This window comes from Allobosea sp. LjRoot90 (assembly GCF_964254315.1).
GTDB lineage: Bacteria > Pseudomonadota > Alphaproteobacteria > Rhizobiales > Beijerinckiaceae > Allobosea.
The window spans coordinates 132,821-146,388 of sequence record NZ_CAXUTF020000006.1; the positions used below are offsets into that span (position 1 = coordinate 132,821).

General features: G+C 66.3%; 12 protein-coding genes. 8 read left to right on the plus strand and 4 right to left on the minus strand.

All coding sequences use genetic code 11. The annotated features are described in order from the left end of the window. Positions 1-299 precede the first annotated feature (299 nt). Genes ACSQ3M_RS21280 through ACSQ3M_RS21290 form a run of 3 tightly spaced genes read left to right on the plus strand, consistent with a single transcriptional unit; the run spans position 300 to position 2,798 of the window. Positions 300-515 (plus strand): NepR family anti-sigma factor, encoded by a 216-nt coding sequence (locus ACSQ3M_RS21280; RefSeq protein ID WP_436152069.1) that lies wholly within the window; start codon positions 300-302, stop codon positions 513-515. Further along, a complete protein-coding gene (locus ACSQ3M_RS21285) occupies positions 493-1,062 on the plus strand; it encodes a sigma-70 family RNA polymerase sigma factor (RefSeq protein WP_436152070.1) in 570 nt (189 codons plus the stop codon). Before ACSQ3M_RS21280 ends, ACSQ3M_RS21285 begins: the two co-directional genes overlap by 23 nt. Then, positions 1,062-2,798 carry a sensor histidine kinase gene (locus ACSQ3M_RS21290; protein ID WP_436152071.1) on the plus strand — a complete coding sequence of 579 codons (1,737 nt, stop codon included), beginning with the start codon at positions 1,062-1,064 and terminating at the stop codon, positions 2,796-2,798. Before ACSQ3M_RS21285 ends, ACSQ3M_RS21290 begins: the two co-directional genes overlap by 1 nt. On the opposite strand, the gene ACSQ3M_RS21295 is transcribed toward ACSQ3M_RS21290, so the two are convergent. From ACSQ3M_RS21295 to ACSQ3M_RS21305, 3 genes are all read right to left on the minus strand, one after another. Next, positions 2,723-3,595 carry a transglutaminase family protein gene (locus tag ACSQ3M_RS21295; protein WP_436152072.1) on the minus strand — a complete coding sequence of 291 codons (873 nt, stop codon included), beginning with the start codon at positions 3,593-3,595 and terminating at the stop codon, positions 2,723-2,725. The two genes, ACSQ3M_RS21290 and ACSQ3M_RS21295, sit on opposite strands and share 76 nt — an antisense overlap. A 118-nt stretch (positions 3,596-3,713) precedes the next feature. Further along, positions 3,714-3,989, minus strand: a complete 276-nt coding sequence (locus ACSQ3M_RS21300; RefSeq protein ID WP_436152073.1) for a hypothetical protein — start codon at positions 3,987-3,989, stop codon at positions 3,714-3,716. A gap of 111 nt (positions 3,990-4,100) precedes the next feature. Then, a complete protein-coding gene (locus tag ACSQ3M_RS21305) occupies positions 4,101-5,912 on the minus strand; it encodes an ABC transporter ATP-binding protein/permease (protein ID WP_436152074.1) in 1,812 nt (603 codons plus the stop codon). A 122-nt stretch (positions 5,913-6,034) separates the two neighbouring features. On the opposite strand from ACSQ3M_RS21305, the gene ACSQ3M_RS21310 reads away from it, so the two are divergent. The 3 genes from ACSQ3M_RS21310 to ACSQ3M_RS21320 all read left to right on the plus strand — a co-directional run bounded on the left by ACSQ3M_RS21310 (position 6,035) and on the right by ACSQ3M_RS21320 (position 8,384). Continuing rightward, entirely contained in the window at positions 6,035-6,796 is a 762-nt protein-coding gene (locus tag ACSQ3M_RS21310; RefSeq protein WP_436152075.1) for a Crp/Fnr family transcriptional regulator, read from the plus strand. A 135-nt stretch (positions 6,797-6,931) separates the two neighbouring features. After that, positions 6,932-7,732 carry a class I SAM-dependent methyltransferase gene (locus ACSQ3M_RS21315; RefSeq protein WP_436152076.1) on the plus strand — a complete coding sequence of 267 codons (801 nt, stop codon included), beginning with the start codon at positions 6,932-6,934 and terminating at the stop codon, positions 7,730-7,732. A 91-nt stretch (positions 7,733-7,823) separates the two neighbouring features. Then, positions 7,824-8,384: an NADPH-dependent FMN reductase gene (locus ACSQ3M_RS21320; protein WP_436152077.1), complete on the plus strand. Its 561-nt coding sequence runs from the start codon at positions 7,824-7,826 to the stop codon at positions 8,382-8,384. 6 nt (positions 8,385-8,390) lie between these two features. Here the strand turns inward: ACSQ3M_RS21320 and ACSQ3M_RS21325 are convergent, their stop codons facing one another. Further along, the gene (locus tag ACSQ3M_RS21325; protein ID WP_436152078.1) at positions 8,391-8,906 is read right to left on the minus strand and encodes a hypothetical protein; all 516 of its coding nucleotides are present in this window, start codon (positions 8,904-8,906) and stop codon (positions 8,391-8,393) included. A gap of 127 nt (positions 8,907-9,033) precedes the next feature. On the opposite strand from ACSQ3M_RS21325, the gene recQ reads away from it, so the two are divergent. Both recQ and gyrB read left to right on the plus strand, forming a co-directional pair. Next, on the plus strand, positions 9,034-10,872 hold the full coding sequence (gene recQ, locus ACSQ3M_RS21330; protein WP_436152079.1) for a DNA helicase RecQ: 1,839 nt from the start codon (positions 9,034-9,036) through the stop codon (positions 10,870-10,872). Between the two features lie 118 nt (positions 10,873-10,990). After that, positions 10,991-13,429, plus strand: a complete 2,439-nt coding sequence (gene gyrB / locus ACSQ3M_RS21335) for a DNA topoisomerase (ATP-hydrolyzing) subunit B (RefSeq protein ID WP_436152080.1) — start codon at positions 10,991-10,993, stop codon at positions 13,427-13,429. The last annotated feature ends 139 nt before the right edge of the window (positions 13,430-13,568 follow it).

The window sequence follows — 13,568 nt, forward strand, 5'->3', positions numbered from 1 at the left end:
AAGCTGATTGGACGGCGCTCCAACCAAAAGTGAGAGACGGATTCACCGATCGGGCTGTTCCAGCTTGATCGGATCCGGCTCTAGACAAAGTTGCTGGAGAAAAACACCCAAGTCACTGTTATGACAAGAAAAATATTTTTTGTTCCCGGCGGAACCTTTTTCATTCGCCCTCGTTATTGGGCCGAATGAAGTGCGTTTCGGGGCAGTCGCGTGCAAGCGTGTCAACGGGCGTGCGACGCGTGGACAGGCGTGATCGACGGAATGTCGGCGCGCCGATGGAGCGAGGGATCATGAATCTGATGAATGCCGATCCGCCCGAAGCGGCCCGAGCCGAAATCGACGAAGACGTGGTGCTCGATCCGAGGGTGCAAGAATCGATCGGCCGATCTCTCAAGGCGCATTACGAAGACCTCGTCACGGCGCCGATCCCGGATCGGTTCCTGGTCTTGCTGGCCCAGCTCGAGGCGACCGAGCAGCGCCTGAGCACCGAGGATGGTGCCAATGAGCGCAGCTGATTTCAAAGACGGGCTGATCGCCGAAATCCCGAACCTGCGCGCTTTCGCGGCGTCACTGTCAGGATCGATGCAGCTCGCCGATGATCTGGTTCAGGACACGCTGCTCAAGGCCTGGGGCAACGCCGAAAAGTTCCAGCCCGGCACGAGCCTGCGGGCCTGGCTCTTCACCATCCTGCGCAACACCTATTATTCGCTCTATCGCAAGCGCGGACGCGAGGTGCAGGACAGCGACGGCACCTATGCCGACCGGCTCGCCACCCATGGCAACCAGGAGAGCCATCTCGACCTCGCCGATTTCCGCAAGGCGCTGGCAAAGCTGCCCGAGGAACAGCGCGAGGTGCTGATCATGGTCGGCGCCACCGGGCTTTCCTACGAGGAGACGGCCGAGATCTGCGGCGTCGCCATCGGCACGATCAAGAGTCGCGTCAACCGGGCGCGCGCCAAGCTGGCGGAGCTTTTGTCCATTGGCGGCGTCGATGATCTCGGCCCCGATCGCCGGATCACCGCAGCCGTCCAGCGCGCCGGGCCTGAAACCGTCAGCAGCTGATGGCGCTCTCACTGTTCAGGACGGTCCGTGGCCGCCTGCTGGCGCTGATGGTCGCGATCGTCCTGCCGATAGCCTGCCTCACGGCGGCGGCGGCGGTTGCGACCTACCGGACTGTCTTCGAGGCGATCCAGACGTCGCACACGCGGGCGGCGGATGATTTCGCCGTGCGCACCCGCGTCTGGTATCGCGGCGCGCTGCGTTCGCTGGTCACCAGCGCTACCGCGATACGCGCCATGCCACCGCCCTCGGACAGTTGCGACCGGATCGCCGAGAGGGCGATTGCCGCGGTTTCGGGCTACGAGGCGCTGCTGCTGCGCGTTCCCGGCCGGCCGGATTGCCTCGGCGGGCTTGGCAGCAGCATTGCCCACAGCGAGCTCACCGCGATCGCCAGCCAACTCGCCACCCATCCGCCGATCAAGCTCTGGGGTGGCACTGAATTCGCAAAGGCCCACTATGATCAGGTCACCATCGCTGGCCGCTCCTATCTGGCCATCTACACCCAGTTCGACGAGGGCGATGCCCTCCTGCTGACCAAGCCGGACCCGCTCGACGACGTCTTCGATCTCGGCAGCGGCGATGCCGGCATGATGGCGGCGCTGGTCCGAAGGGGCGGCGAGGTCGTAGTGGCGCGCGGCGGCGCGCAGGCCGATGCATCATGGCTTCCGAAGGCTGAGACAGTGCCGGAGCAGGCAGCGCTTTGGACGTCATCGAGCCGGGCCGGGTCAGGCCGGGCCTACGCCGCCCGCATGGTGGCCGAACCGAATCTCTACGTCGTCGTGAGCTTTGACGGTAGGGCAGAGCAAGCCGCAACCACCCTATTCTATACCTTGCTGCTGGCGCCGTTGCTGACCCTCGCCTTGCTCGGGCTGGTCTACATGAAGGCGATCGACCAGCATTGCGTGCGCTGGTTGCGCGGCATCGAAGCGACTGCCCGGGCGAGATCCAGCTCGGCCAGTGCCCGCGTCCCGCTCTCGGACGAGATGCCGCGCGATATTCGCAGCGTCGCCGAAGCGTTCAACACGATGGTCGACGAGCAGGAGGTACGCCAGAGCAAGCTCAGGCTCGCGCTCGACGACAACCGTTTCCTGGTCCGCGAGCTGCATCATCGGGTCAAGAACAGCCTGCAGGTCGTGCAGAGCTACATCGGCCTAACCAAGCGTGACCATCAGGGCGAGGCGCGCATGGCGCTCTCGGATGCGGAATGCCGCGTCCATGTGCTGTCGGCGGCCTATCGCTTCACCCTCGCCGACGGCGAGATGCAGCCGGTGCGGATCGACCTCTTCCTCGATGACGTCGTCGCGATGATCTCGAGCCTGATCCTTGCCCGGACGCAGCGATTGGAGAGCCGGATCGAGACGGAAGCCGCCCTGCCGATCGACCGGATCATCCCGCTCGGCTTCCTAATCGTCGATGTGGTCACCCGCGCGCTGCGGGCCGCTCCCGGCATCGGCATCGACCTTGCCGTGACGCATGCCGGAGCGAACCTCATCGACATCGCGATCACGACGGATCGCGATGCTCCGCGGATCGCACCGCCGCGCCTGTTCGCCGGGCTGCTGATGCAGATCGAGGCGGTCGAGATCAGCCCGCCTGAAGGCCGGAGCCTGGGCGTCTGGCGGCTCGGCCTCGGCCACAGCATTCAGCACCAAGGCGACGCGGCTCAGCTCAGTCCTTCGGCCGGCGTGATCGCCACCCCGACGCTGAGCCCGATGAAAGCCCCGGCCGGGCCGACATAGCTGCCGGAGATCGGCGAGGCATCCTCCGGCACTCGCGCCACCGCGACGCGCAGCAATTGCCGGTCGGCCACGAGGTCGTTGGTCGGATCGAACTCGACCCAGCCGTCATTGGGAATGAAGACATCGGCCCAGGCATGGGTCAGCCCGACCACGGAGGCCAGCGCCCCGCTCGCCGGAGAACGGTCGTGGATGTAGCCGGTGACGAAGCGGGCGGCGAAGCCGAGCCGGCGCGCCAGCTCGATGAACAGCCACGCATAGTCTCGGCAGGAGCCCGCCGCCATCTGCAGCGTGTCGAGCGGGTGCTGGGTGCCCTCGTCATAGCGGACGGCATAGGTCAGGCCGGTGCTGATCTCATGCGCCAGCGCCCGCAGCAGATGGCCGCCGTTCAGCCGCGCCCTGAACTCCTGCAACCAGGCATCGAGAGCGCCGTTGGGGTCAGCTGCGGCCAGATCGAGATAGGGCTGGAGCACCGCGCGCTCGGCCGGCGTATAGCTCACTTCCGAGCTCTCGATGTCAGGCTCCACTCTGCTGCGTGGCAAGGCCGAACCGAAGCGCTGGACAACGAGCTCGCTGACGACATCGAGCGTGTCGGAGCTGCCGGCGAACGTCGCCATGGCGACCGGGTTGCCATAGGCATCGTGCATCCAGCGCAGATTGGCTTGCGGTGAAATCGTGATCGCGGTGTCGATCACGCGCAGATCGAAGGAATCGCGCGGACGCAGCATCAGCCGATGCGGGCCGAACCGAACCGGCTGCGCATAGCGATAGGTCGTCGCGTGGCGAATGCGCAGATACATATTCGTCCCCAGCCGGCCTCGATCTTTCCGTACAGCAAAAAGCCGCCTCGCGGCGGCTTTGCTGGTCAGGCGCATCAACTACGCGCGAGCGGCGGATCGGTTCCGCCAGAGGCTCGGATCACCGCAGGATGGTGTTGCCCTTGAGGCTGGCCTCACGCTGCGAGGTCGGCACGACCCGGTGGGCGAAGTCACGGCGCATCTCGGCCGGGTTGACCGCCGCAAACTGGACGTCGGCCGGAGCGCCGCGCTGGAGCTTGGCCTGGGCGACCGCTTCCGAGCTCTCGCCAAAGCCGTTCTGGATCGAGGCGCCCATGGTGAGTGCCGTCACGACCAAGGCCATGCCGCCGAAGAAGGTGGCAGCGCGCTTGAGGGGGGCAAGGCTGGCGGTGGTCATCTTCGCTCTCCCGTTCGTGTGGTCGCCCATAAAGGCGGGGACGGCTTCTCAACCCGTTCGGCGAGGATTTGTTCCGGTTTGCCCAGATTTCGCAGCCATCCCGATTCTTTTTCAGCCTGCCGGCTGGTCGTTGGCGGCCTCGCGGCGGCGGAACAGTCGCCAGAGCGACCTCGTCAGGCGCTTCGTGGTCAGATGCGCGCCAGCCTCGCGCTTCTCGAAGGTGATCTTGCGTTCGTGGAAATCCTCGAGGCCGGGCCGATGCCCGACGCTGATGATCGTCGCATAGGAAAGCTCGCTCTCGATCAGCCCGAGCAGCGAGTCCTGGCTGGCCTCGTCGAGTGCCGAGGTCGCCTCGTCCATGATGATGATGTCGGGCTTCTGGATCAGCAGCCGCGCGAAGGCGACGCGCTGACGCTCGCCGCCAGACAAGGTCTGGTCCCAACGCTCCTCCTCGTCGAGCCGTCGGCCGAGCGAGGCGAGACCGCAGCGTTTCAGCGCATCTCTGACCGCTTCGTCGTCGACGCGGCTCTCGGCTTCCGGATAGAGCATCACGTCACGCAGCGTGCCGATCGGCAGATAGGGCTTCTGCGGCACAAAGGCGATGCGCTTGCCCGGTGGCAGCTTGATCGAGCCCGAGCCCCAGGGCCAGAGGCCGGCGATCGCCCGGATCAAGGTGCTTTTGCCCGTACCGCTCTCGCCGGCGATCAGCACCTTCTCGCCAGCCGCAATCACCACCGACGCATCGGCGATGACGATCCGTCCATTGCTGTGAGCGATCGAAAGATCGGCGATGTGGATGCCACCATCCTCGCTTTCCCCCAGTTCGATCTGGGTCTCGCCTTCCATGATCGCGCCAACATCGAGCGCCTCCAGCGCCTCGGCCAGCTCGTCGACGCGGGTCACCGAGGCAAACCATTCCGCCAGCCGGACGAAATTGTCGACGAACCAGATCAACGCCGTCTGCACGGCACTGAAGGCGGCGACGACTTGCATGACCGCGCCGAGCGTGATCTCGCCCGACAGGTATTTCGGCGCGATCAGCAGCAGCGGCACGATCGGAAAGAGCGCGCCGTTGGTGTTGAGCACGATCGCGATGACAGCCTGCTGTCGGATCACCTTCAGCCAGGCAGCGACGATCCGGCCATAGTTCTCGCCGACGGAATCGCGCTCGTCGGCATCGCCCTTGATCAGGGCGATGCTCTCGGCGTTCTCGCGCAGCCGCGTCATCTCGGCGCGGAACTGCGCCTCCGCCTCGTTCTTAGCGGCGATGCGCGGCACCAAAGGCCGACCGGCGAAATAGGCCGCGAGCGAAGCGATGACCGCATAGACGATCGCAGCGAGCGCCATATAGCTGGGTATCACGACCTCGGTTCCGCCGAGGGTGAAGTGCGCGGTGCCGGCGACCTGCCAGAGAATCGCGGCAAAGGTCACCGCCGTGACAAAGGCACTGAGCAGTCCGATCGCGAACTCAACCAGCGGCTCGATGGCGAGGCGGACATCCTCGGCGATGCGGTATTCCGGTGCGCTCTGGTCGGGCGCAACGAACTGCATCCGGTAATAGCGCTGGTCGGCGATCCACCAGCCGGCGAGGCGATAGGTCAGCCATTCCCGCCAGCGCATCTGCAGCAGCATCCGGCTGATCACCAGGCAGGACAACGATGCCGCCGACGCCGCGACGATCAATGGCAGCCAGCCGATCGCCGCCCAGACCTTGTCGAGGTCGCGCTTCTCCAGCGCGTCGAAGAACAGCCGGTTCCAGCTGTTGACGCCGACCGCGGCACCAAGCTGGGCAGCGACGAATAGCAGCACCGCGAGGGTGAGGCCCCAGGCGCGCAGCCGACTCTTTCCGGTCCAGAAGCGCCGGGCCACGCGAAAGAACTGGCGCAGGCGTGAGCGCCGCAACCCGGAGGCGGGTGGTTTCATGCAATGGCCTCCAGAGCCGGTCGGGTGTGCCGAGACAGGCGCGATTGCTAAGCCGCAGCTTTCGCGCCACACAGAAAACGCAAGCGTTCGCCATGAGTTCCGGGCGGGCGAGGGAGCCCGGCGTGATCGTCGCATCGAGCAATCATCGCAATCACCGCAGCCCGTCCTGTCTTGCCTGTCCGCTGCGGCTGAAGCCGGCCTTCAAGGACAAGTCCGACGAGGAAATCCGCTTCATCCAGACAATGAAGCTCGACCATCGCCAATTGCCGGCCGGCGCCGACATCATCCACCCCGGGCAGGAGGATGCCGAGCTCTACACGCTCTTCTCCGGCTGGGCCTTCCGCTACAAATCGCTGCCGGACGGGCGCCGGCAGATCCTCAACTTTCTTCTGCCCGGCGATCTCGTCGGCCTGCAGGCTTCACTGTTGAGCGCCGCCCAGCACGGCATCGAGGCGCTGACGGACGTCGAGCTCTGTGTCTTCCCGCGCCGGCGGACCTATGAATTCTTCGGGCGGATGCCGGCATTGGCCTATGAGCTCGCCTGGCTCGGATCACGCGAGGAGAGTCTGATCGACGAGAACCTGACCTCGGTCGGCCAGCGCAGCGCCCAGGAGCGGATCGCCGCGCTGGTGATCTCGCTCTATCGCCGGGCCGAGACGCTCGGTCTCGTCGCCGAGAACAGCTTCGCCTTCCCGCTGACCCAGCAGCAGCTCGCCGACGCGCTGGGCCTGTCACTCGTCCACACCAGCAAGACCTGGGCAAAGTTACGAAAAGCCGGGATGTTCTCGCTCGAACGTGGCCGCCTCACGGTTCATAATCCCCGGCTGACCGAACGCATGGCGCTGCTCTTCGAGAGCGAATTGCAGCCGCGCCCGCTGATCTGAGCGCCCGCTCCGCGGGCCGCTTGAGAAATCGCTGGCTTCGGCCTGCTCTTGACCCCATATGACAGCGGCGTAACGTCACAGTATTGTCACGCCGCTTCGGCGCGGGCCATTTCCGTCGCCAAACTGAGGTTCTGGATGGCCCACTCCGCTTCCGGTCAGCGCCTGCGCACCACCCGCCTCGGGCGCTCGTCAGTCGCCGCGCGACTGGAGCACGAAGTGCGGTTGACCGCTGCCGATCTGGTCGACAGCGTCGCCGAAGCGAGATTGCGGGTCGTTGCGGCGCGCTACAAGGTCGAGGACGAGGTCCGCAACACCGCCGACAAGTTCAAGTCACGCGTCCGCAAGGCGGCCGACGAGGCGAAGGCGCGTTTCGGCGATGATGCCCGCTTCCTCAAATCCTGGATCGATTCGCCCGGCCGCACCGGCGCCGTCGCACCATCGAGCCCATTTCTGGCCAAGCGCATGGCGTCTTACGTCGATCCGCTGGCCGAGGGACCGGTGGTCGAGATCGGCCCCGGCACCGGCCCGGTCACCGAGGCGCTGATCGCGCGCGGCATCGACGAGTCCAGACTGATCCTGGTCGAATACAGCCCGGAATTCTGCGAGCTGCTGCGCCGGCGCTTCCCGCAGGCCACGGTCATCGAGGGCGATGCCTATGCGCTCTCGACGACGCTCGCCGGGCATTTGACTGAAAAGGCGAGCGCGGTGGTGTCCTCGCTGCCGCTGTTCAACAAGCCACCGGCGGAGCGTACCGAGCTGGTGCAGGACGCTTTCGCCAATGTGCTGCGCCCCGGCGGGCCCTTCATCCAGTTCACCTATGCGGTGATCTCGCCGGTGCCGCGCAAGGGCTCCCACCTCAAGGCTGAGGTTTCCGACTGGGTGCTGCGCAATATCCCGCCGGCACGCGTCTGGGTCTATCGCCGCGCCAAGCCATGATGGCGCGGGCTTGACGGAAAGCCCGTATCGCTTCGACATCGCGCGATGAGAAAGCCGGCGCGTTCGCTCCGGCCGCGCAGTTGGAGTAACCATGCCCAAAATCCTCGTCTTCGCCGGCTCCTGGCGCCCAGGCTCGATGAATGCCCGGCTCGCGACCCTGATCGCGGGGAATCTCGCGGATGCGGGAGCCGAAGTGAGGCAGATCTCGCTCGGCGACTATCCGCTGCCGCTGGTCGACGCGCGCGCGTTCGACAACGACCCGCCTGATGAGGCGAAGGCGCTGGCGGCGCTGGTCGATGCCCATGACGGGCTCTTCATCGCCAGCCCCGAATACAATGCGGGCTATCCGCCGGCGCTGAAGAATGCGCTCGACTGGATCAGCATCGTCCGCTCCGGCGGGCCGGGCCTGCGCGAGAAGGTCGTCGCGATCGGCGGCGCCTCGGCCGGCAATCTCGGCACCTATCGCTGCCTGACACAGCTACGCACCGTGCTCGAACTCGGCTTCGGCGCTCTGCTGATCCCGGAAATGCTGGCGGTCAACGGTGCCGACAAGGCCTATGGCGAGGATGGCGACTTCACCGACAAGCGCCTGCGCGGCATGCGCGACAAGATGGTGGCGCGGCTGGTGAAGGTGGCGGCGCTTCACCCTTAAGCCCGGCTACTCAATCTCGCACCGCCCGCTGGCCGGCGACAGGCGCCAGAGCCCGTCGTCCGGCTTGGCTGGAATGCTGACCGCATCGTCGGCGATCTCCTCGGCATCATAGGGGTTCGGATTGGCGGTGATGCCGGCATTGCGGATATCGAGCGCCCCGTTCGGGCCGCGCTCGAGCCGCCAGCTCCCCGCCTCCCATTCCGGCACGCAGCGCAAGCCCTGCCCGACTGCCTTGCAGAAGCCGCTGAGCTGGTAGTCGAAGCTCTGCCCGGGGTTCACGCGCTCGCGCAGGTTGATGTAGAGCATGACGTAGAGGCTGCCGCCTTCACCCGGTTGCCAGTTCTGCGGGCTGTGCAGCAGCCGAATTCGCGTCACCTTCTGTCGGGGATGGCTGGCGAGGTGAGCGGCATCGTAGCTACGCTCCCAGCAGGCATTCCCCTTCGGCGGCAATTCGCGTTCGAGCGGCCGGGCCTGCGCAACCGCGGCGAGACAGCAGATGGCGGCCGTCAGAAGCAGTCGCATGGAAACCTCCTCGGCAATTGCCGCAGCGTGAGGCACCGGCCACGACCGATCAAGCGGGCTTGCGAGAAGCGGGGACGGAATCGCGCGGTGGCTGGCCTTTGCGTCGCGAATCCGGCACATCCGGCCGATGTCGTCGCCTCGCGAATCAGAAGCCCGCGCGATCCTGAAGTCGGTCTTCGGCTATGATGATTTCCGGCCCGGGCAATGGGAAGTGATCGAGGCCGCGCTCGTCGGCCGCGACGTCTTCGCGGTGATGCCGACCGGCTCGGGCAAGTCGATGTGCTACCAGCTGCCGGCATTGGTCGCCGGCGGGCTGACGCTGGTGGTCTCGCCGCTGATCGCCTTGATGCGCGACCAGGTCGGACAATTGGTTCGCGCCGGCGTGTCCGCCGCCTCGCTCAACTCGATGAACAGCGAAGCTGAGGCAAGCGAAGCCTGGGCGAAGCTCAACGCCGGCGAGCTCAGACTGCTCTTCGTCTCGCCCGAACGGCTGGCGGGAGAGGGGCTGGTCGCCCGCCTGCGCCGCCTCGGCGTCACCAGGCTCGCCATCGACGAAGCCCATTGCGTCTCGCAATGGGGGCACGACTTCCGCCCGGAATACCGGCTGCTCTCGAAGGTGCGCGAGGCGCTCGGCGATGTCCCGGTGACGGCGCTGACGGCGACCGCCGACCGCCAGACGCGCGACGACATCGCCCAGCAGCTCTTCCCGGCGCCGCCGCACCTCGTCGTCCATTCCTTCGACCGGCCGAACCTGAAGCTCGCCTTTGCGCCGAAGGAGCAGCCGCGTCGGCAGATCGACGATTTCCTGAAAGTCCATCGCGGCGGCTCGGGCATCGTCTACTGCTCCTCGCGTAGCCGAACCGAAAAGCTGGCTGCAGGCCTGAGCGAGAAGGGCTGGAAGGCCTATGCCTATCATGCCGGGCTGGAGCAGGCGGAGCGGAACCGCAACCAGGACATCTTCCTGCAGGAGGATGGCGTCGTCGTCTGCGCCACGATCGCCTTCGGCATGGGCATCAACAAGCCCGATGTCCGCTTCGTCGTCCACGCCGACATGCCGGGCTCGATCGAAAGCTACTACCAGGAAATCGGCCGCGCCGGCCGCGACGGGCTCCCCGCAGATACGCTGACCCTCTACGGCGTCGACGACATGGCGCTGCGCCGCCGCCAGATCGACGAGAAGCAGATCGACGAGGAGCGCCGCCGCATCGAGCACAAGCGCCTCAACGCGATGATCGACCTGTGCGAATCGGCGCTGTGCCGGCGCTCGGCGCTGCTGTCCTATTTCGGCGAGGCGGTGCAGCCCTGCCGGCATGGTGACGCGCCGTTCCGCTGCGATCTGTGCGGGCCGACCACGCCCGAGCTCGCCGACGCGACGCTGGATTCACGCAAGCTGCTTTCTGCGGTGGCGCGTTCGGGCCAGCGCTTCGGCGCAGGCCATCTCGCCGACATCCTGACCGGCACCCAGACCGAGGCGATCCGCCGCCAGAACCATGACGGGCTGAAGACCTTCGGCGTCGGCAATGACAAGCCGAAGGGGGCCTGGATGGCGCTGACGCGAAAGCTCTTCGCCGCCGGCGCGCTCGCCGAGGCCAGCACCGAGCATGGCGGCTTCTGCCTGACGGCGAAAGGCGAGGACATCCTGTTCGGCCGCGAGCCGATCGCGTTGCGCGTCGACCCCCTGGGTGAACGGCGCTCGCGCCGCGGCCAGCGCGAGGCGGCACGCGCCGACGGACTCGACGGTGACACCGCCGCGCTGTTCGAGCATCTGCGCCAGCTACGCCTGACGCTCGCCCGCGAGGAGGGGGTGGCGGCCTATATCATCTTCACCGATCGGACACTGATCGCCATGGCGCGCGAGCGGCCGCTGGGGCTGGAGGAGATGCGCGCCATCGAAGGCGTCGGCGAACGAAAGCTCGCGCAGTATGGCGAGACCTTCCTCGACGCGATCGCGACATTTTCTGGCTAAATCCACCACTCTCGCGTACGCACGCGCACGCACGTGAAAAAGCCATCCTGAAGCCCTATATTCTCCTGACGAATCAAGATCATCGCGGGCGCCTGCTCGCCCGCCGAAGGACCCCACCATGAGCGATGCTGCCCGCGACCTCGAGGATGCCGCCTATGGCGCCGATTCCATCAAGGTTCTCAAGGGCCTGGACGCGGTGCGGAAACGCCCAGGCATGTATATCGGCGACACCGATGACGGCTCGGGCCTGCACCACATGGTCTATGAGGTGGTCGACAACGCCATCGACGAGGCGCTCGGCGGCCATGCCGACCTCGTCACGGTGACGCTGAACGCCGAAGGCTCGGTCACCGTCACCGACAATGGTCGCGGCATCCCGACCGCCATCCACAGCGAGGAAGGCATCTCGGCGGCCGAGGTCATCATGACCCAGCTCCATGCCGGCGGTAAGTTCGACCAGAACTCCTACAAGGTCTCCGGCGGTCTGCATGGCGTCGGCGTCTCGGTCGTCAACGCGCTCTCGGTCTCGCTGAAGCTGCGGATCTGGCGCGGCGGCAGCGAGCATTTCATGGAGTTCCGCCATGGCGACGCGGTTGCCCCGCTCGCGATCGTCGGGCCGGCCGGCGACAAGCGCGGCACGGAGGTGACGTTCACGCCCTCCCAAGAAACCTTCACGATGATCGAGTTCGACTACAAGACGCTCGAGCACCGGCTGCGCGAGCTCGCCTTCCTGAACTCGGGCGTGCGCATCGTCCTGACCGATGCCCGCCATGCCGAGGTCGTCCGCGAAGAGCTGATGTACGAGGGCGGCGTCGAAGCCTTCGTGCGCTATCTCGACCGCGCCAAGACGCCGATCATCAGCCAGCCCGTCATGCTCTCGAACGAGAAGGACGGCATCACCGTCGACGTCGCGCTGTGGTGGAACGACAGCTACCACGAGAACGTGCTCTGCTTCACCAACAACATCCCGCAGCGGGATGGCGGCACCCATCTCGCCGGCTTCCGCGCCGCGCTGACCCGGCAGGTCACGGGCTATGCCGAGACGTCCGGCATCTCGAAGAAGGAGAAGGTCTCGCTCACCGGCGACGATTGCCGCGAGGGTCTGACCGCGATCGTCTCGGTCAAGGTGCCCGACCCGAAATTCTCCTCGCAGACCAAGGACAAGCTGGTCTCCTCGGAAGTCCGTCCGGTGGTCGAGAACGTCGTCAACCAGGCGCTCTCGACCTGGCTCGAAGAGCATCCGAACGAGGCCAAGACCATCGTCGGCAAGGTCGCCGAGGCAGCGGCGGCACGCGAGGCCGCCCGCAAGGCGCGCGACCTCACCCGCCGCAAGGGCGCGCTCGACATCGCGTCTCTCCCAGGCAAATTGGCTGACTGCCAAGAGAGAGATCCGGCCAAGTCCGAGCTCTTCATCGTCGAGGGTGACTCGGCCGGCGGCTCGGCCAAGCAGGGCCGGGCCCGCGAATACCAGGCGGTGCTGCCGCTGCGCGGCAAGATCCTCAATGTCGAGCGGGCGCGCTTCGACAAGATGCTGTCCTCCGACCAGGTCGGCACGCTGATCACCGCGCTCGGCACCGGTATCGGCCGCGACGAGAAGGATTCGGGCGCCTTCAACATCGAGAAGCTGCGCTACCACAAGATCATCATCATGACCGACGCGGACGTGGACGGCGCCCATATCCGTACCCTGCTGCTGACCTTCTTCTACCGGCAGATGCCGGAGCTGATCGAGCGCGGCCACCTCTTCATCGCCCAGCCACCGCTCTACAAGGCGGCGCGTGGCAAGTCGCAGACCTATCTCAAGGACGAGCGCGCCCTCGAGGATTATCTCGTCGACAGCGCGCTCGATGGCGCCGTCTTCCGCACCGGCGAGGGCAGCGAGCGCGGCGGCGCCGATTTGCGCGCCCTGATCGAGGAAGCGCGCAGCATCCGCAACACGCTCTCGCAGCTGCATTCGCGCTATGACCGGCGCGTCGTCGAGCAGACCGCCATCGCCGGCGCCTTGCGTCCGCAGTTCGAGCGCGGCGAGGCCGAGCTCACCGAGGCCGCGACCTATGTCGCGCGCCGGCTCGATGCGATCTCCGACGAGATCGAGCGCGGCTGGGAGGGCAAGGCGGCCGATGGCGGCTTCGTGTTCGCGCGGCTGGTGCGCGGCGTAAAGCAGGTCGTCTCGCTCGATTCCGGGCTTCTCGCCAGCGCCGAAGCGCGCAGGCTCGACGCCGCCGCCGTGTCGCTGCGGGAGGCCTATGGCCGGCCCGGCGTGCTCAGCCGCAAGGGCGACGACCATGCCGTCAACGGGCCGAGCGACCTGTTCGACGCGGTCAACGCCATCGGCAAGAAGGGCGTTTCGCTGCAGCGCTACAAGGGACTGGGCGAGATGAACCCCGGCCAGCTCTGGGAGACGACGCTCGACCGCGACGTGCGCTCGCTGCTGCGCGTCAAGAACGACCAGAACGACGAGGCCGACGATCTCTTCGTCAAGCTGATGGGCGATGTCGTCGAGCCGCGGCGCGAGTTCATCCAGGCCAATGCGCTGAACGCGACGGTCGATACCTGAGCGGCGCTGCCCCCGCTTACAGAGGATACGTCACGCGCTCAGTTCGTTATGCTCGCCCTTGTGGCGAGCATTCACGTCTTGGACACTGTGCTCGATCAGCGAAGACGTGGATGGTCGGGGCAAACCCGGCCATGACGAA

Excerpts from the sequence above, each read along its gene's own strand:
- ACSQ3M_RS21280 (WP_436152069.1), top strand. The coding sequence starts at position 300 with ATGAATGCCGATCCGCCCGAAGCGGCCCGAGCCGAAATCGACGAAGAC.
- ACSQ3M_RS21285 (WP_436152070.1), top strand. The coding sequence starts at position 493 with ATGGTGCCAATGAGCGCAGCTGATTTCAAAGACGGGCTGATCGCCGAA.
- ACSQ3M_RS21290 (WP_436152071.1), top strand. The coding sequence starts at position 1,062 with ATGGCGCTCTCACTGTTCAGGACGGTCCGTGGCCGCCTGCTGGCGCTG.
- ACSQ3M_RS21295 (WP_436152072.1), bottom strand. The coding sequence starts at position 3,595 with ATGTATCTGCGCATTCGCCACGCGACGACCTATCGCTATGCGCAGCCG.
- ACSQ3M_RS21300 (WP_436152073.1), bottom strand. The coding sequence starts at position 3,989 with ATGACCACCGCCAGCCTTGCCCCCCTCAAGCGCGCTGCCACCTTCTTC.
- ACSQ3M_RS21305 (WP_436152074.1), bottom strand. The coding sequence starts at position 5,912 with ATGAAACCACCCGCCTCCGGGTTGCGGCGCTCACGCCTGCGCCAGTTC.
- ACSQ3M_RS21315 (WP_436152076.1), top strand. The coding sequence starts at position 6,932 with ATGGCCCACTCCGCTTCCGGTCAGCGCCTGCGCACCACCCGCCTCGGG.
- ACSQ3M_RS21320 (WP_436152077.1), top strand. The coding sequence starts at position 7,824 with ATGCCCAAAATCCTCGTCTTCGCCGGCTCCTGGCGCCCAGGCTCGATG.
- ACSQ3M_RS21325 (WP_436152078.1), bottom strand. The coding sequence starts at position 8,906 with ATGCGACTGCTTCTGACGGCCGCCATCTGCTGTCTCGCCGCGGTTGCG.
- recQ (WP_436152079.1), top strand. The coding sequence starts at position 9,034 with ATGTCGTCGCCTCGCGAATCAGAAGCCCGCGCGATCCTGAAGTCGGTC.
- gyrB (WP_436152080.1), top strand. The coding sequence starts at position 10,991 with ATGAGCGATGCTGCCCGCGACCTCGAGGATGCCGCCTATGGCGCCGAT.